The organism is Paenibacillus sp. FSL k6-2145 (assembly GCF_037976585.1).
Lineage (GTDB): Bacteria > Bacillota > Bacilli > Paenibacillales > Paenibacillaceae > Paenibacillus.
The window spans coordinates 1,420,301-1,439,166 of record NZ_CP150267.1; the positions used below are offsets into that span (position 1 = coordinate 1,420,301).

The 18,866-nt window shown below is 43.1% G+C and carries 11 protein-coding genes; all 11 read right to left on the reverse strand.

All coding sequences use genetic code 11. The features are described from left to right. Positions 1-81: 81 nt before the first annotated feature. The 11 genes from NZ043_RS06320 to NZ043_RS06370 all read right to left on the reverse strand — a co-directional run bounded on the left by NZ043_RS06320 (position 82) and on the right by NZ043_RS06370 (position 18,857). Positions 82-1,317: a hypothetical protein gene (locus tag NZ043_RS06320; protein ID WP_339311059.1), complete on the reverse strand. Its 1,236-nt coding sequence runs from the start codon at positions 1,315-1,317 to the stop codon at positions 82-84. Positions 1,318-1,489: 172 nt separating this feature from the next. After that, the gene (locus NZ043_RS06325) at positions 1,490-5,065 is read right to left on the reverse strand and encodes an S-layer homology domain-containing protein (protein WP_339311060.1); all 3,576 of its coding nucleotides are present in this window, start codon (positions 5,063-5,065) and stop codon (positions 1,490-1,492) included. A 518-nt stretch (positions 5,066-5,583) separates the two neighbouring features. Further along, positions 5,584-5,925 carry a hypothetical protein gene (locus NZ043_RS06330; RefSeq protein WP_339311061.1) on the reverse strand — a complete coding sequence of 114 codons (342 nt, stop codon included), beginning with the start codon at positions 5,923-5,925 and terminating at the stop codon, positions 5,584-5,586. A gap of 206 nt (positions 5,926-6,131) precedes the next feature. Then, complete coding sequence (locus tag NZ043_RS06335; RefSeq protein WP_339311062.1) at positions 6,132-10,025, reverse strand: S-layer homology domain-containing protein; 3,894 nt, start codon at positions 10,023-10,025, stop codon at positions 6,132-6,134. Positions 10,026-10,190: 165 nt separating this feature from the next. Then, on the reverse strand, positions 10,191-11,318 hold the full coding sequence (locus tag NZ043_RS06340; RefSeq protein ID WP_036612523.1) for an MraY family glycosyltransferase: 1,128 nt from the start codon (positions 11,316-11,318) through the stop codon (positions 10,191-10,193). Between the two features lie 398 nt (positions 11,319-11,716). Then, positions 11,717-12,478 (reverse strand): WecB/TagA/CpsF family glycosyltransferase, encoded by a 762-nt coding sequence (locus NZ043_RS06345; RefSeq protein ID WP_339311064.1) that lies wholly within the window; start codon positions 12,476-12,478, stop codon positions 11,717-11,719. Positions 12,479-12,485: 7 nt separating this feature from the next. After that, complete coding sequence (gene csaB / locus NZ043_RS06350; RefSeq protein WP_339311066.1) at positions 12,486-13,667, reverse strand: polysaccharide pyruvyl transferase CsaB; 1,182 nt, start codon at positions 13,665-13,667, stop codon at positions 12,486-12,488. Next, positions 13,643-15,664, reverse strand: coding sequence for a DUF5693 family protein (locus tag NZ043_RS06355; RefSeq protein ID WP_339311068.1), 2,022 nt, complete (start codon positions 15,662-15,664; stop codon positions 13,643-13,645). Before NZ043_RS06355 ends, csaB begins: the two co-directional genes overlap by 25 nt. A 217-nt stretch (positions 15,665-15,881) precedes the next feature. Then, a complete protein-coding gene (locus NZ043_RS06360; protein ID WP_339311070.1) occupies positions 15,882-17,603 on the reverse strand; it encodes a phospho-sugar mutase in 1,722 nt (573 codons plus the stop codon). Positions 17,604-17,713: 110 nt separating this feature from the next. Next, entirely contained in the window at positions 17,714-18,145 is a 432-nt protein-coding gene (fabZ, locus tag NZ043_RS06365) for a 3-hydroxyacyl-ACP dehydratase FabZ (protein ID WP_036613058.1), read from the reverse strand. Positions 18,146-18,632: 487 nt separating this feature from the next. Continuing rightward, positions 18,633-18,857: a DNA-directed RNA polymerase subunit beta gene (locus NZ043_RS06370; protein ID WP_133386093.1), complete on the reverse strand. Its 225-nt coding sequence runs from the start codon at positions 18,855-18,857 to the stop codon at positions 18,633-18,635. Positions 18,858-18,866 lie beyond the last annotated feature (9 nt).

Genomic DNA, 18,866 nt, shown 5'->3' on the forward strand with positions numbered 1-18,866 from the left:
TGCTTTATAGTATAAACGTTTAGCAGGGAGAGAAAGTTACGATGTTGTTGGATTTATTACATAGCAATAGTTGCTTTTTTATTACTCTATTACCTGAACATTTCTAGTTGTTGTGAAGACTTCTGACTGTGAAGCTGGGATTCCATTGGCACGAATGAAACTAGAGTCCTTAACTTGAACCGCATATTCATCCGTGTAATCAGCTAGAAAAGTGACAATAATAATATTGCCCTCAACTACTGTGGTGTAATCGATCATTGGAATTAATGTAGGAACGTTCAATTGGGACAGTTTCCTGATAATCAAGTCATTTGCATATAGTTCTTGATTAGTTGTATCAAGGTCTTGTGTAAATGGTATTTCGATCTGTTTGTTGATTTGGGGAATTTTTGTTCCAACTTCGAGTCTAACCTTAGGGATCTCTGTGTTCACTTGGGTGTTTTGTGTTGTAATGTACCATGCTGACTGTGAAGCCGGGATTCCATTAGCACGAATATAAAGAGAATCTTTAACTTGTACAGCATATTCATCCGCATAATCTGCTAAAAAAGTGACAATAATACTATTACCCTCAACTACTGTAGTGTAATCGATCATTGGAATTAATGTAGGAACGTTCAATTGGGACAGTTTCCTGATAATCAAGTCATTTGCATATAGTTCTTGATTAGTTGTATCAAGGTCTTGTGTAAATGGTATTTCGATCTGTTTGTTGATTTGGGGAATTTTTGTTCCAACTTCGAGTCTAACCTTAGGGATCTCTGTGTTCACTTGGGTGTTTTGTGTTGTAATGTACCATGCTGACTGTGAAGCCGGGATTCCATTAGCACGAATATAAAGAGAATCTTTAACTTGTACAGTATATTCATCCGCATAATCTGCTAAAAAAGTGACAATAATACTATTACCCTCAACTACTGTATTGTAATCGATCATTGGAATTAATGTAGGAACGTTCAATTGGGACAGTTTCCTGATAATCAAGTCATTTGCATATAGTTCTTGATTAGTTGTATCAAGGTCTTGTGTAAATGGAATTTCGATCTGTTTGTTAATTTGGGGAATTCTCGTTCCAACTTCGAGGCTTACTTTTGGAGCAACAACATTAACATCTTCTGCAAGTAATTCATTCTTGGATGCGATTTTACTTACAAAATTGGTTTTTGCTAAGCTCTCGGATCTCTTCAGGGTTGTATAACCGCTATGAAATAAATCGCCCGATACGCTATTCGTATTCGTAGCCACTGCGATACCTCCACTTGAACTGATCAACAAGATGCTCGCCAACAAAGTCATCATGACCTTTTTATGATCCACTTCCAAACCTCCCATAAGTTGCTTGTTGCTTTATAGTATAAACGTTTGAGAGAGGGAGAAAGTTACGATGCTGTTGATATTTGTATTTTTAGCTTATCAATAAATAAGAATTCCATAAACAAAAAACAAAGAGCCAGGAATAAATTCCCGACTCTTTGCTATAAATCAGTTATTACAGACCAGAGATACCGTGTCTAACAGTCTTCACAGAAGAACCTAGAGTAACATCGAAGATCAAGTTCTTATCTTGAATATCTGCTTTAGTACTGTCACCAAGATCTACTAAGAGTTTTGTTCCAGTTATAGTAGCATCATAAGTTTTAGTACCAATAGTAACTTTATAAGTTCCTGCAGTAAATCCAGTTGGATATGAAACTGTTTTGCTCAATGTAGCTTCAAAAGTAGCGTTTACTTTTGCTTTTTCACCAGAGAAAGTGAATGTACCTACAGCTGTAGGAGTTGCTGGATCAGTAGGTGCAGCAGGTGTAGCGTATCCAGCTGTATCAGTAACTTTATACGGCAGACCAGCTTGGTTATTAATTGCGTTTTCCAGTTGTGCAGCAGTTACTCCATTAGTTTTGATTGTAGTTGCAGTTGCTACTACAGTACCAGGAGCAATACTAGCATCTTCAGTCCAAGCAACACTATCAATACTTACGCCTTTTGCTATACCAGCCAATTTCACACCATTTACAGCATTAGGAGTTACAGCAGCAACTGCGTCTGTTCCTGCAGTGTACTTAGTTCCACTTACTGTAACATCTTCAACATTATCTTCAGTTGGAGCAGCTACAGTATAAAGGTCAGAATTAGCAGCTTTAACAGTGCTATTAGCAGCAACCAAATACTTAGCATTTTCTACTTTTACAGACAATGCTTTTGTATTCCAGTCTGGTTTCGTAAGCTCTACAGTAACTTCTTTACCATCGATTTTAGTAACAACATAATCAACGTTTGGTTGCAACGCAGGTGTGTTAGTCAAAGTAGTATCTCTAACAATGATATCAGCAGTTACATCTTTAACTTGATCAGTTGCAGTATCAACATTGTTCAAGAATGTCAAAACGATTTCTTGTTTATTAGTAGTATCATTTACTGTTCTAACAGTAGATACTTTATCTACACGAGGTGCAACAGCATTATTTACAGTAACTGTTGTGTTGCTCGGTAGGTTCAATTTAGTGTTGGAATAAGTCTCGATAGAGCTATTCGCAAACACAGTAATTGCTGCACCACTGTTTTGATCGTCAGACGTTTTCAACGTTACAACGTTGTCGTCAATGCTTACGGAAGATGGATATTTACCATTGATTTGGAAATCTCCAACATTAGCGTTAGCAATAACTTTATTGAATGTCAATTCAAAAGTTTTAGCGTCTTTTTGTTTAGTACCAGTCCATTGAACTTGGTTAGCAGTAGCTGAATCCAGTGTAGTTCTGTTCAGTGCTACTACTTGGCCTGTTTTAGATCTCAATCCAGTAACATTAACTTCTTGAACTGAACCAGTAGGACCAAATGTTACAGCAGTTCCATCAATATTCTCAGGGAATGTAAGTACTACGGACTTACCACCATTTACTGGGTTAACAGTTACTTCATTTGGAATAGAGATGTAGTTAGCATCAGCACCTGATTTTTGGAACTTAATGTAGTAGTTAGATTTTGCTTGAACTGTAGCAAGATCCATCTCACGACCGAAGTTCAAAGTGAGTTTACGATTTGCTTGGTTATAATCTGTAGAAACAATAGACGGGTTAGCAGTATCATTTGCTACAAACGTACCATTGTATTCAACAAGAGTATTTTTCAAAGCAGTAGTATCTTGAACATCAGCAACCTTCAAGTTGTAAGTACCACTTGCAACTGGGTTGAAGAAGTTAACATAGAAGATTTTTCCTGATGCATCAGCTGGTGACACGTCGCTTACAGGAATTACATCATTACCTTTTTTAACTGTGAAGTATTTTTTGTCAGCTGCATTAACAGCTTTGTCAAAGCGTACTGTCAAAGTTTTATTACCACGATCACCGAAAGTAGTTTCAACTACTTGTGGACGAACCAAGTCAACAGTTGCGTTGATTTTGTGTTCTTTCACGGCGTTAGCGTTACCGGAATAGTCTTTAACTTCTACGAACAAAGTGGACTCATATCCTGGCAGACGGTTGTCTGTGTTGAATACAACTTCATAAACGTTAGAAGCGATTTGAGTTACTGTACCTGTTTTATTAGAAGAACCGGATTTCCAGTAGAAGCTGTCGTTAGTTACAGAAGCTGGATCGATCTCTTCATCGAAAGTTACAGTTACTTTTTCCAAAGTAGCGGAAATTTCAGTCACTTTAGGACCTTCAGTATCAGCTGCTACAGTGAAATCAGTAGTTGCTGCCAATGATTTCAGACCAGCGAAGTCCTCAATCATGGAAGTTGTCAATTTGTGAGCACCTTCAGAAATTGTTCCTGTGTAGTCACGCAGAATTACTTCACGTTGGTTAGCACCTGGAGTTACAGATCCAACAAAAGCTTTATCATCCAATTGGAAGTTGCTGCTTGATGGAGCTACAACTGGCTCAGAGAAAGTTACTTTGATAACTTTAGTTCCCAGAGCTTTAACTTCTGTTACTGTAGGCAGTACATTGTCAGCAGATGTGAAGGAAACTTCACCTTGTGGCAATACAGTACCAGTAGAAGATTTCACGTTTTTAACAACTACTTTGTAAGTTGTTCCTTGCGTGAATTTGCTGGATTCGTTCAACAACAGGCGAGCTGTTTTACCGTCAGCCAACAAAGTGATAGATTTGATTCCTTTGGAATTGCTATCCACAGAGTAGTTGTTTTTGTCAGTTGCAGTAGCTTTATCTACTTTACCGTCAAAAGCAACGTCTACTTCTTTCAAGTTAACAGAAGAAGCGGATTGTACTTTAGTTGCAGCTTCTACAACATAAGTAACTTTTTCAGTGAAAGATTTTTCTTTGTAAGTAAATTTCACTTCAGTTTCTTTGTTAGCTTCAAGAGCTTTATCCAAAGTAACCTTTACAGTTTCGCCGTCACTGATTGTGAAAGTAACGACTTTACCGCCTTCACTTACTTCATATTTAGTTACTTTCAAGCTTTGTGCTTCGTCAATTGCGTAAGCAGCGCCTACAAGCAATTCACGGGAAGCGTTAGCTGTGAAGTTAGTGTTTGCATCAACCAGACCAGCGTTGATTGCTGCTTGAACATAACCTTTAGCCCAAGCTGGAGCAGTGTTGTTTGTTTCAGCTGGGATTTCAAGATCCAATGCACGAGTCAGGATTGTAGCCATCTCGGACACAGTCACTTTACCGTTGAAGTCGAAGATTTTCTTCTCAACGTTTTTACCTTCCATGATACCCGCAGCAGTTACTGCTTCGATGTAAGGTACAGCCCAGTTTTTAGCTGTGTAGTTTTTGTCAGTGTAAGAAAGAGTTCCAGTGATCTCTTTCAGACCCAGCAATTTAGTGATAACTTTTGCAAACTCAGCGCGAGTCATGTCTTTGTCAAGACCTGCTGTACCATCCGGATAACCGTTAAAGATACCTTTTGCTTTCAATGCATCAAACTGTTGTTGCGGGGAAACTGCTGTGTCACCGAATGCTACAGATGCAAACATTGAGAATGCCATTGCTGTAGACAATGCTACGGATAAAATTTTCTTCATAACCTTTTTTTCTCCTCCTTGGGCGTTCATAACATTTGAATTTTCTTTAGTAATAGGGTCGCTCGTATTCCTCATATATTGTTGCACCCCCTTTCCAGAGTTGTGAGCAAGTTAATATAAATGATGTCTGTGAGCATATCACAGAAACTTGTAAACTAGTTAATAAAGCAGAATCACACGTAAATAGAGTAGTTTCCTAATCCTACCTTACGTATTATACAATGGGTCTCTCGTGGCGTAAAGCAATTTTTTCTAAAAAATAGACAAGATTCTTCACGAGGTCATTCTTGGTAACAGGCCCAATGTTTTCGACTCTACACTTTAAACGCAGTAGATTTCAAAAAGTTGCGGATTGCACAAAAAAAGTTTTGATTTTTTTTATGTATAGGTACAATGCGGGTATTGAAGCCATTCAAAACCTTTTCAAACCGTTGATACAGCAATGAATCTGGAATTGTGATCTCTGGTTTGTCTGTGCTACCAACGTTTATTTATACCCGCAACTTCAACCTATGAAGCGACAAAATTCACAAAAAATAAAATAAAAAAGCACCCCTATCGGGATGCTTTTCCTGCACATCTGGAAATATAAGTTATTTAATCTTCATCGCGAGTTCAATAATTTGAGCACGCATACTTGGATCACTGTTCAATCTCAGATACATATCGTCAATTGGTTGTCTGTTCTCACGGTACGTTTTCTCATGCTTCATCGTCGTGTGAGACCATTCAATCAACTCATTCTCAGCCAGAACCAGATTGTTATACGCATCATGGAAGCCAGTGGACTGTACAAGCCCTTCCATAACTTCCTGAGAGATCTCCTGAGTCTTGCGTGTATCTTCCAACTTTTTCTCCAGAATGACTGCCTGCTTCTCAAACTGTGTCTTTGCCTTCATGTAGCCCAGCTGGGCTTTCGAATAAATCGGTTTCATTAGCTAACTTCACCCTCTAGATCATTGTGTATTTACCGTTATTGTATCTTAAACTCTAGCAAATTACAAAAATAGTTATTGGTAAAAATTCTGTTTCTTCTATTATAAAAGTACTCTATGTCAATTCATTGACAGCCATGAAAAGGACCTGCCCCTTTAGAGTAAGGGACAGGTCCTTTCTAAATTGATTCGATGTATCAAATGAATTAACTCAAGGTTTTAGGGAAAACTTTGGTGCTCTTCTTAAGCAACTCTACTGCAATTTTGCCTGCTTCAGCACGGGTCAGATTCCCTTTCGGATTAAACGCAAACTGTTGCTTGCTCTGACCTGCTACTGTGACTGGAGATCCCTCCATAATTTTAGCCTTCGTAACCGCTTGTATCGCTGGTCTTGAATAAGCTTCCATGCTTCCTGAGTCAATAAAGGATTTGGCCAATGCACTAGTTAACTTACTATCATTGCTTGCTAACTTTAACTCAAGAGCTCTTGCGATCATTACAGCTGCTTGCTCACGTGTAAGAGGTTGATCTGGACCAAAGTTTCCGTCCGTAAGTCCTGATACAATACCTGCTCTGGCTGCCGTTTCAATACTTGCATAGTCCCACGTAAATGAACTTGTCCCTGCTCCTACATCTGTAAATGTAGGTTTATTATCCGAAGTAATCGGCAAGTTCAATCCTTTCACGAGAATGGTAGCAAATTCGCCACGGGATGCACGATCATCTGTTCCGAATTGTTCGAAACGAATCGGTTGCATGAAACCTTTAGCGTATAACGCATTCAGAATATTTCTAGCCCATCCATGATTCGTGATGTCGTTGTAACTTCTTCTTAATTTCATGACTTTATAATATCCGAACTGATCAAATGGCACAGTAACTGTGTGTTTCTTGGAATCCACTTCTCCACCAATTCGTTTCCACTCGCGTCCTGGTGTGTAATAGAAGACGGAGATAGTCGTTCCAGCATCATCTACTACATTTGAATCATAGGTCAGTGTCAATGTTCCACGCTGTGAAGGCTTGATTGTACGCTCCGCTGGTACCTTAACATCTCCGTATAGAGCGTCAGGTGTATACGGTCCGATACCATTCGTCGGCGCTTTATACGTTGTTGAATCTCTTGAACCATATTCGCCCAGACCACCGCTGACCCAATAAATATCAGAAATTGGACTGAAGTTCAATGTATCTCCTACAATGGCAGAAAATCTTCTGAAGTATTCTTCTTGTACATCGAAGTTGACTGGGTCACCCTCACCTCTCTCTGCACCTACGCCCATGACAGTACCATAATCATTGCGACGCTCTACAATACCATTATTGGGATCTGCGATACCAAAGAGAAGTTTATTGTCTGGATAAAATTTCTTGATTCCGCGAATATCAGTACTTTCCATAACTGTACCTTTCGGGAAACTCAATTCCAGCTTTTTATTAAAGGCTGAATACTTATTAGCTACTTTCGGAGCCATGTATTGGGAATCTATACCTGGACTTGTTGTGTAGAATACATCAATAGTGTCGGTGGTTGTTACACCATCACGGTTAATGGTTAGTTTAATTTTATTAGATTTGTCCGGCTTCAACCCTACATAATCCAGGACAAAGCGATCTGTCTCTACACCTTGCAGCTTCTGTGCAGGTTCTTTATCAATGATAACCCCTGTTGCACCTTCTGCTTCGATGTCAAAATGAACAAAGTTCTTATTTACAACTACACGATCACCTGAAGTCGGTTTAGGTGATAAAATACGGTATCCAGTTACTTCTTTAACAATTTCAAGTTTCTGACTGGTCTTCGCTCCCGTCCGATTGAAGAGGTCTAGTGTATAGATATACGTTCCTGGTGTATCCATTTTGAGATTACGCAGACGAATAACAAAGTCCTGTTGGCGACCTGCTCTGTCAACTGTAACAGTACCATTATCCAGTGCATACTGAGGATCAATCTTTGCATTGTCCCAAGTTGCCGTGTTTCCATCTGGAATGTCCTGATCGAATATCTTCTGAGTCCCCATGCTCAAACTCATCCGTGTCGCACCTGCTCCGCGAATGACAATATCAAAGTTCTTCAAGCTGGTGGTGATTTTATTATCAGCATATACGAACTCTGGTGACATATTGAACGCATCTTTGACCCATTGTGCATCCTGGTCTAATGGTTCAATAAATTCTGGTCGACCTTTCGTAATTGCAGGTTGGAAGTTTCGAATGTTCGAAATATTATTATCATTAATATAGATTCGAAGTTCCTTAGATACCTCTTTAAGTTGTCCGTTCTCATCCTTAGTTGTTCCTGTCAGCACAATTCGGTTCTCACCGAAAAATAACAAGCCATCGGGTTCTCCAATAGGAATGATCACGCTATTAATTGTTCCATCTGCCCCCAGGTTCAACTTGCGTGGGAAATCCGTATTTCCGCTACCCTCAGTAGAATATGCTTTTGTACCGTTGGCAAAAATTTCAGCTACAAAATATGGACTGCTAAGCGTATCAAATCCAATGTACTGACCCAGAATTGGAACGCCTGTGGCATTGTCTTTCAAATCATGAGTTTGACCATCAGTAAGATTTTCTACAGAGATAAAGCTCTTTGAAGCGAATGAAATCGTTGCATTCCGACCTGTGCTCGATCCGGAATACTTAAATTGAACAACTTGATTTCCCGTTTTGAACCCTTTAATCTCGTAAATATTTTTTGTAGTATCTGTCGCACTAAGCGGACCTACATGGTTCACGGTAATTGTGCTTGTTCCTCTAGGCAGATAGTCCGCAACCAAAGTTTTTGGATCACTCGGTGCTCTGCTAGTCTCCACTAAAATATAAAAGTTGGATCCACTTACGCTGGCACCATCAAGTGGTATTCCATCTGGAACAGTACCAGACCCATTGTAGTCTCTAAGATACTTCAATCCTGTAATTACAACTGCATCTTGTACATATTCAAAATTCATACTTGTTGTAACTTTTTTATCCCCATAGTCTACCGATAGACTATGATTCTGTAATCGGTCAGGAGCTCCGTTGAATGTGATCGGGTTAATATCAAAGGAAATTAGGACATAAGCCGGTGTGTTTTGTCCCACGCTAGGGATATGTTCCACATTTACATTACTTACACCCGTGTTCCCATTTCCATCGACATCAATGACCGGAACTTCAGTAACATCAGCTCCCGGAAGCAATAACTGTGCTTTCACATTGGCACTAGCAGGAGTGCCTCCATAGGTCGGTCTAGCTGATGAAAGCATACTCTGCGGCAGCCCGTTTGCACCTTCAATTAAATCCAACTGAGTGAATGGTTTTGTTTCATCATAATATAACAAAGAATAATTAAATACTTTCTTATCGACGCCACTCTCAATCGTCATTCTTAGGGTATTCTCACCTGATTTTAGTGTCAGTACTGGAGAGAAGAATGTACCATCCTGCAATAGTGATGTAGGCAGCTCCGAGCCACCATTCAACGATATCGTTACTTTGGATGAGTTCTGCGCAACACCTTGAATTGTAACTTCGCCGGTGTTAACCACAACCTGAGATCCCTCATTCAAGTTGAGGTTATCCGCTCCACCAAGGACTTGCAACTTCTCAATGTATGGGACGGAATCGTATAAAATATAAAAACTCTCAGAGCGTTCACTTGGTCCTTGGGAACCTGTAAACGTAATTTTATTCATCCCTGGGAACAGTGTAATGGTTGATCTAAACCGATTATCCGGTCGATTAGGATCAACAGTTACTACCCCTGGTGCAACACGTGTACTATCAGGAGTCCAAGTGTCACCTTTGAGATTCATCAGCTGAACATTCACACCGAGTGTTGAACCTGTAACATTCGTGAATGTTCCTGTTAAAACCTGTTCCTTTCCTGTAACAACAAAAGCTGATGTACGAGACAACACATCCGCATTGGCACTGTTTCCGCTCAACTTCAGTCCTACTGTATCTTTCAATTGGACATTCCCAGCATTGTCAGGAGTAAAGTAACTTGTCTGTCCCGCGGCCGATGCAACTGGTGCATAGCCAGCAGGAATCAGAGTTACTACCAGCGCTATCAGCATTAGCCAAACAATTGGCTTTTTCATACGCAGCATTAAATATCATCTCTCCTCTTTTTAAGTCAGTTACCTTTATATATCGGCAAAAGGTTCCAATTATTTAGTAAAAATCTCAAAATAAACAAAAAACCTTATCCACAAGGGATAAGGTTGGGTCTGGAATAATATTCAAGAATAGCTGTAACCATTACATTTATCTATTTATGATTTCGAACGGGTCTCCGGATTCAGCTTGACGCGCATGCGCATCAGAAAGTTAATAACCGGTCTTCTCGTTTTGCTAACAAGTCCGATGACTTCTGCTCCCACCTGGAGGAAGAACATCATGATACAGATGACAACAAATGTTACCCAGTTCGCTTCGAACATAGCAGCGGAAGATTGGATAATCGCCAGAACTCCGAAGAACGCGGCAATTCCGTATATGATCAGTACCGTCTGACGGTGACTGAATCCAAGTTCACGCAAGCAGTGATGCAGGTGACCTTTATCCGGTGCGAAAATCGGTTTCCGTTGTACCGCACGACGGATAATCGCGAAGAAGGTATCCGAGAGCGGCACACCGATAATGATCAGCGGTGTAATAAAGGACACGATAGCAATTTGTTTGAATCCCAGCATAGATAGCATTGCCAGAGAGAAACCAAGGAATAGTGATCCGGTATCCCCCATGAAGATCTTGGCCGGGTGGAAGTTAAAGAACAGGAATCCGATAATACTACCCAACAACACAAGGCACATCAAGGCAATCATCATGTTACCCATGAGGAATGACATTACGGCAATGGTACCAATTGCAATACCAGATACACCGGCTGCCAGACCATCCAGACCATCAATCAGGTTAATCGCATTGGTTACACCAACGATCCATAAGATCGTCAGCGGAATGGATACCCAAGCTTCGAGTGAAGAATAGGAATCCTGAAAAGGAATGTTAACGAAATCTACCCGGATATTAAATCCGAATACAACGACAGAAGCAGCAACGATCTGACCGAGCAACTTCACTTTGGCCGACAGCTCAAACCGATCATCGAGTGCTCCGATCAGTACGATAATGGTTCCACCAATCAGAAACGCGCTAACAAAACTCATGTCCCGAGTTGTGAACCATGCCGATACAAAAGGAAGCAATGCCGCAACTGTAATAATAAAGGCCAGGAATATCCCCAGACCACCAAGACGTGGCATGATCCGTGTGTGTACTTTACGTGCATTCGGCGTATCCATTGCGCCAATGCGGACTGCGAACTTTTTGACAAGTGGTGTCAGGGCAAGAGCCAGTCCCATTGACACGATAAATCCAATGATAAAGATCGCTACCATTTGAACATTCGACCCCCAATTATAATACCTGTACGAAATTATAAATCCCCTGATCTCTTTTTATATATAAAAAAATATTGTTAGTCACTTTTGATGAAAAATCATGTTACACGATAACGGAGAGTGCAAGGAAAACCTAGAGAAGTGTAACGTTCGCATTTATCACCGGATTTCATCCTTTGAAAAAGGTAAAAGGAAATCTGGGGATAACGGCGATCGACAGGTTGCCTTGTAATCGTAGTGGCAAGTGTAACGGTTCTGTTTTCGTGTTGTGACACAGCTTCTGCTTTCATGGAGTGGCACACATGTAATCCGGAATGAATTATACGCTCATCACACCCGAAAAGCCATCCTCAATTTCTAGCAAAAACACGCATTTATCTCGCAATTACCTGTTTTTAACGGACTTTCGTCACGTTTTCTTTGTCACGCATCACCTTAACAGCGAATTTCGGAAGCGCAAGCATCCGGCCAGCCCGGCTTGGTTCACGCAATAAGCGATAGAACCACTCCAGTCTTAACTTTTGGAACAGCATAGGCGCACGTTTGGTTTTACCCGAAATCACATCAAAGCTGCCACCAACGCCCATGGTTACGGGAACCTGCAGTGCATCTTTGTGTTTGTGAATCCAAGGTTCTTGGGTGTCTGCCCCACGTGCTACAAACAACAGATCAGGTGCAGCTTTCCGTATGGAAGCGACAACCTGTTCATCCTCAGCCGGACCAAAATAACCGTCGCGATAACCCACAATTCGAATCGCCGGATACTGCTGTTGTAACCGAACTGCCGTTTCTTGAATCACCTCAGGGGTGGAACCCAGCAGATATACGCCCCATCGATAGTTTTCTCCAACACGCAGCAATTCATGTAACAGCTCAAAACCCGGCACTCGCTCAGCTACTGGATCTCCACAATAGTTTGCAGCCCATACGACACCTGTTCCATCAGGAACAATCAATTCCGCAGCTTGCATGACTTCCATAATTGCGGGATTTTCCAATGCGGCCATAACCATAATGGGGTTGGCTGTGATGACCTGATGTGGTGTCTGCTTGGACAGCACAGCTTCCTGGAGAACCTTTACCGTTTCTTTCATCGTCAGTTTGGAAAAAGGAATGCCGTAGATTGAAACGGTAGGTATTGATCCGGTCTGACTCATCTTTATCTCATCCTTTGCGGCCTAAATAGTTAATAATCTGCTGTGCAGGCACTCTGGCTTCCTGCTTCAGTTGGGTGATACCTTCTTCATGTTCCTTCAGCCACTGTGAACGTTGATCCAGCAGTCCAACAACAGTCTTAGCGAGTTTGTTCCCATCGAGTGTATCTGTCTTGCCTGCTGGTTCACTATCGAGACGAAGCAGGAATTGATCAATTTTCGGATCATACGAGATGCCCACCGGAGGCACATACTGCGAAGCCGCATAGATCAGACTGTGCAGACGCATACCGATGACGAGATCACACTTGCTGACTTCCTCCAGCATAAGCTGAGGGTCGGTCAGATCTTCTGTGATGCTAATCTCGCTGCCTTTGCTGGTCACATCACCGAGCATTTCCATAAGAAATCGTGATGCCTGTTCATCAACCGGCAAATGAAATGGCAGAAAACGCAAGTGCACCGCTCTTTTGGAACACAGTTTTTTCAATCCGGCGGCAATAGCCGTAAGTTCCTTCCGGTCTGACTCCCAAAAACGTACCGAAACGCCGATCACAGGAAGCTTGGTATGTCCCCCAGTTGAAGGTTCCACTCGCTTAGCCTGGTTAGCAGCATCTGCTGAAGTAGCCCCTGCTACAGCCTTCGAATTTGTTTCAGGTAATGGCAAACCCATTACTGGGTCGGGTACAACATGGATCTGATTCCACTGTAGCCCGAGCCCACGCAGGTAATCCGCCGATTGTTCATCCCGAACGGATACATAAGTACAGGCCTTAAAGACCGATTTGATCATCGGGTTAAAAAATTTACGATTCACAGGGCCAATCCCCTGTGCATAGATAAACGTTGGTTTTTTCAGCCACTGGGCCAGCTTGATTACACCCAGATAATAAGGAATGGATTTCAGTCCAGTTGCATCCTGCAATAGGCTTCCTCCGCCACTGATTAACCCGTCGCTCTCCTTGAGTGCTTCACGGACTTCCTTCAATTTCATGCGATGCACGGAGCGCACACCGTACATGGCGGTTGTCGACTCGGGATCACCCGAGAGAACAATAGGTTCAATGGTTATGTTTGACCTTTGGCTTTCCTCTTCCAGCGCTGTCAAAATCGACTTTAGCACCGCTTCGTCTCCGCTATTGCGGAATCCGTAATACCCCGAGATGACTAACTTTTGAGAAGTGGTGACCATTTTTTCCAACATCCTTCCGCTACTTGCCACACACCCACAGCAATGATACCGAAGATTAAGCCAAGTCCCAATCCCATCACTCCACGAATGAGTGACAATACAGCCGGCGTATGGATATGCGCGAACGTATCCACCATGGACAATTGCCCAATCGCTGCAATAATGAGCACAAAGATGACTTTACGATATTTTAAAGCGGCGAACACGCCAACGATAAACAGCGGGTGTCCCAGCATAAATTCTTTGAATCTCGGACGTACACCGAACGTATCTTCCAACACAACACGAAGGAACATCTCGAATGGTGTAACCGAACCCGAGTTACCTGTACGACTCAAATAGTAATATCCAACAACGGCAGCAACAAGTCCCAGTACTACCATTACAACGGTAATCGGTGTACGAAGAATATTCTTAATTTGTTTAATAGAGAACGATCCCGAACCCCGGTAAAACACAATATAGATCGCCACCAGTGCCATAGGTGCAAAGTGCAACAGACTCACGCCGCGGAACTGGTTAATCACCAGACTGTACGTAATACTGTTAAGCAATGCGATGACAAAAGGTACCGCCAGGAATGACAGAATCGAAGTTCTTACATATAACACCAACGTTTGTTTCAAACGACGACCCGCAGATGCGTCGGGTTGACGCTGTTGCTGATAGTTCACTGTACGAACGGCCAGCACCATCGCTATGGTCGGCGCGGCGATTGCCACAAGCAAGGCGATTCCTTGCTCCAGCAGCGTTGGTTTCAAGAGGAACAATCCTGCACTGCCCACCAAAGCGACCACAAATGCGATCAAGGTCAGTAGTGGGATAAAATAAGAAACCATAAGTGCAATCATGGCAATTGCACCAACAAGAGCAACCAGCTTGGCATAACGCTGAATCGAAGAATCCTTAACTGTAAATGCCTCAGCTTGTCCTAGCTCGAATCCATGCTTCGCCATGCGTTCTACGGCATGACCCGGCTCACCCAGGCTGTTGATCAGATTCTCAATTGGATCTGTAATCATGGCCTTTGCTGTATTCCGGCTTGGCGATGCATTCATATAGAGCATACGAATATTGCGATCCTTGGTTGCGAGAACAAAACGGTCAGCAATTGTGTCTACGTCCAGATTGGCATCTCCATCACTAAGGGAGTACAGACGCGTAACGTTGTAATCCGTTTTATAAGCAAGGGTCTGGAATCCAGATTGCGGTTTCTTCAAGTTCTCAATGGCTGCAAGACCAATATTGTGCTTGTTCAGCAACTGTGCAAATTGGTCGAGACTCTTCATCTCTGCATTATCATTGTACCCTTTCACAGCATCACCATCAAACAAGATGCGCTTTACGCCATTCTCTTCGAAGAAGGTAAGCAAGCGCTCCATCGATTCCTGGCTGTATGGCACACTGTCCGAGATCCGCGGCAAAATGTAGAAACCTTTATCACGCAGCATCTTCACGGCAACCGGATCGGGCTGCAAAGGCTGCATGTTGGCATTCTCCGGAGGAGTCTGCAATATTAAGCCGCTACGACCTTCATATTCCCATGGTACTACCGGAATCTGCCGATCAGCGAACGTTTGTTCAATAATAGGGGTATACGTCTGTGCGTTTTCCTCCGATGTAAATAACACATACGTGTAATTTTCATTAGAAGGAATCACATTTTTGGTCAAGTTCGCTAGATCTTGGCCATTGTACACCATTAGTCGGCGTGTCTTTCTCAGCTCGTCCAATGTACTTTCGAACACAGCCATCGTTGTTACGCCTGCGTCTTTTAGACGAGTCAATTGTTCATTCATGAAATCTTGTGGATGTGCCTGATACGCGGAGATATCCAGCAGACCTCTATAGTTGAAGACAAGCTCCACCTTTTTGGCAGAAGATTCTGTCTGCACCCGATCACTGATGACAGGGATGGACGCAACCAGACCGATAATAACGACGAGCCACAACCACTTCCGAGAAGCGTTATTCCAATAAAGCCATTTTTGACGCACTACATGTACCTCCTCAAGTGTTGGAACCAAATGCACGTTCAGCTCAAGTAATTCGTTCATTTAATATTCATACAATAGGTTACAAACAGCTTGTGTCAACAAGCCCTCTTATATGCTAGAACCATCTACACTTTTATTTCAAAGAAAAACCCCTCCGCCAACCAACCTTACGGTGCGGAGAGGCCTTCTCATGTTCTTGCTCATTGTTGCATTCGTATTATTGTGCGTCTACACGCGACATCACTGTAGTCACCAGACGCTCGATCCGGCTTTCCGCATCTTCCAAATTCTCTCCACGCACGGCGAAGTATACTTTGATCTTTGGCTCTGTTCCTGAAGGGCGCAAGCAGAACCATGAACCGTCTGCCAAAATGAACTTCAGTACGTTCTCCTTCGGAAGACCGTCCAGACCAAGGGAATAGTCCAGCACATCTTGTACCGCAATTCCCGCTACTTCTTGTGGCGGATTGGAACGCCAGTCCGTCATTTTGGCTTGAATCTGAGCCACGCCGTCTTTGCCTTTCAGCGTACGGGACTCCAGCTTCTCCAAGAAGTATCCGAATTGGTTGTACAGCTCTTGCAAGACATCATACAACGTCTTGCCTTGGCTCTTATAATACGCAGCTGCTTCAGCAATTAGCATCGAGGCAAGGACAGCATCCTTGTCACGGGCATAGTTACCGGAAAGGTAGCCATAACTCTCTTCATATCCGAACAAGAATGTATGACTGCCTGTTGCTTCGAACTGGTTCATTTTTTCACCAATATATTTGAAGCCCGTCAGTGTGTTCATCACTTCTGCACCGTAATGTTCAGCAATAACAGCACCCATCTCACTTGTTACGATTGTTTTGACAACCGCACCGTTACTTGGGAGTGTACCTGTCTCTTGCAGACGACTGAGCAGGTAATGTACCATAATGGCACCAGACTGGTTACCGGACAAGACGAAATATTTGCCATCATTGTCTTTCACGACAGCACCCATACGGTCTGCATCCGGATCTGTTCCGATCAGAATGTCAGCGCCTACGGATTCTCCCAGCTTCATTGCAAGCGTAAACGCTTCGCGTTCTTCCGGGTTAGGGGATTTCACGGTAGAGAACTCAGCATCCGGCTGTTCTTGTTCAGCTACAATGTGCACTTGCTCGAATCCGATCTGCTCCAGCACGCGACGTACAGGAATGTTACCTGTTCCGTGAAGCGGTGTGTAAACGATTTTGAAATCACGACCTATGCCGGATTGGATCAGTTCACGGCTCAGACTGCGGCTTGCTACGGTATCCACAAACGCTTGATCTTGCTCTTCACCCAACCAGATCAGGAGTCCCTGAGCTTCTGCTTCTTCTTGCGTCAGTTTCTTCACGTCAGCAAGGGAAGGCACTTCCTGGATGTACTGAATGACTTTTTCCGCTTCAGCCGGTACCAATTGACCGCCCTCATGATTGTAAACTTTATATCCGTTGTATTCCGGTGGGTTATGGCTCGCTGTTACGACGATTCCGCCAGTAGCCTTCTGATTACGCACCGCAAATGACAACTCAGGAGTTGAACGCAGGGATGGGAACAGCTTGGCTACAATGCCGTTTCCAGCCAGTACAAGCGCAGCATCCAGTGTGAATTCAGGTGAGAAATGACGGGAATCATGAGCAATGACAACAGAAGGTTTACCTTCCTGGTCACCATGCTGCTCAAGCAAATAACGCGCAAATCCTTGCGTTGCCCGACCTACGGTGTAACGGTTCATCCGGTTGCTTCCGGCACCAATGACTCCGCGCAATCCACCTGTACCAAACTCCAGGTTTCTGTAAAAACGTTCCTCCAGCTCTTTCGGCTGATCCTGCAAGTCACGAAGCTCCTGTTTCGTTGCTTCATCAATCGAAGCATCCTCCAACCATTGCTGCAACGTCTCTGCTGCTGCTGTGCTTAACTGTTCCATTCCGATAAACCCCTTCCGTCTATATAAATTCAGGTGTGCTGAGTACTCTAGCATCTTGCATCATTCGGTCCAACGAAGTTCCTGCATGATGTCAATGCTCACGTATGTAATCAGCTTGGGTCAGACAGTGCAAACATAATCTCGCCTTCAGCGACCACTTTGTCATTCACTCGGGCAGTTGCTTTACCTTTACCAATAGAACCCTTCAGACGTGTAATCTCCACTTCCAGAATCAACGTATCTCCGGGCACAACTTGTCCACGGAATCGGAAGTTGTCCAGTCCCGCCAAAAAGCCGATTTTGCCTTTGTTGCCTTCCAAATTCAGAATAGCTACTGCACCAACTTGAGCCAGCGCTTCTGTAATCAGTACACCCGGCATTACCGGATACTCTGGGAAATGACCAATGAAGAAAGGTTCGTTAATGGTTACGTTTTTCAAACCAACGGCACGTTTACCATCCTCAATCTCTAGAATCTTGTCCACCAGCAGAAACGGGGGGCGGTGCGGGATGATTTCTTGAATCTGTTTGATATCGAGCACTGTGTAATCTCCTCTCGGGATGTTTATATGAGCGTTCTTCATCATGGATTGACTCTTAGCGCTACGGTGGTCGTTACGGTTACGGATCGTCCCTCTGATCGCTGTTGTCTCCGAATTTTTTTGATCAACCTCAGAGAGGTCAAAATTCGGTGACAAAGGCGAGCGCTTCGCTTCTTCTGAACGATTCCGTTCCCTCCACTTACTTCGGTGCTGCAAGGTCAACCCCCACATGACAAAGTCGAAGCTCATATAAATGGTTTTTTAATTTTTAAATTTTGTATGGAAAGCATATTTTCGGTTAACACTAGTTATATCCTTCATGACTGCAGTAGTGAAGGTTAAGATAAGGGGTCTCTCTTCGCGATGACGAATGTCTTTCGCAGGGGAGGCCTCTTTTGTGACGTCAAACGTCATCCATCATTATACTGTTTTCAACGTCAAAAAGAAAACTCCTGCCTGCGCAGGAGTTTTCGCTTAACTCGTTACATTATGGAGCGAACACCAGATTGTATACATGTTCCCATGTACTCCATTGCCATACGGAACCGATATCCTGTTTGCCCAGTACCACATATCCAGCTACCATTCCGCCAGCGAGGGCAAGAACAAGTAGGACTGGGACCAGGAACCATCTTGCGATGCGCAATCCACTCTTCTTCTTCTTGACTTCCTTTTTCTCCGGCTTACTGTTCTGCTGCTGTGTTTCTGTCATCACATTCAC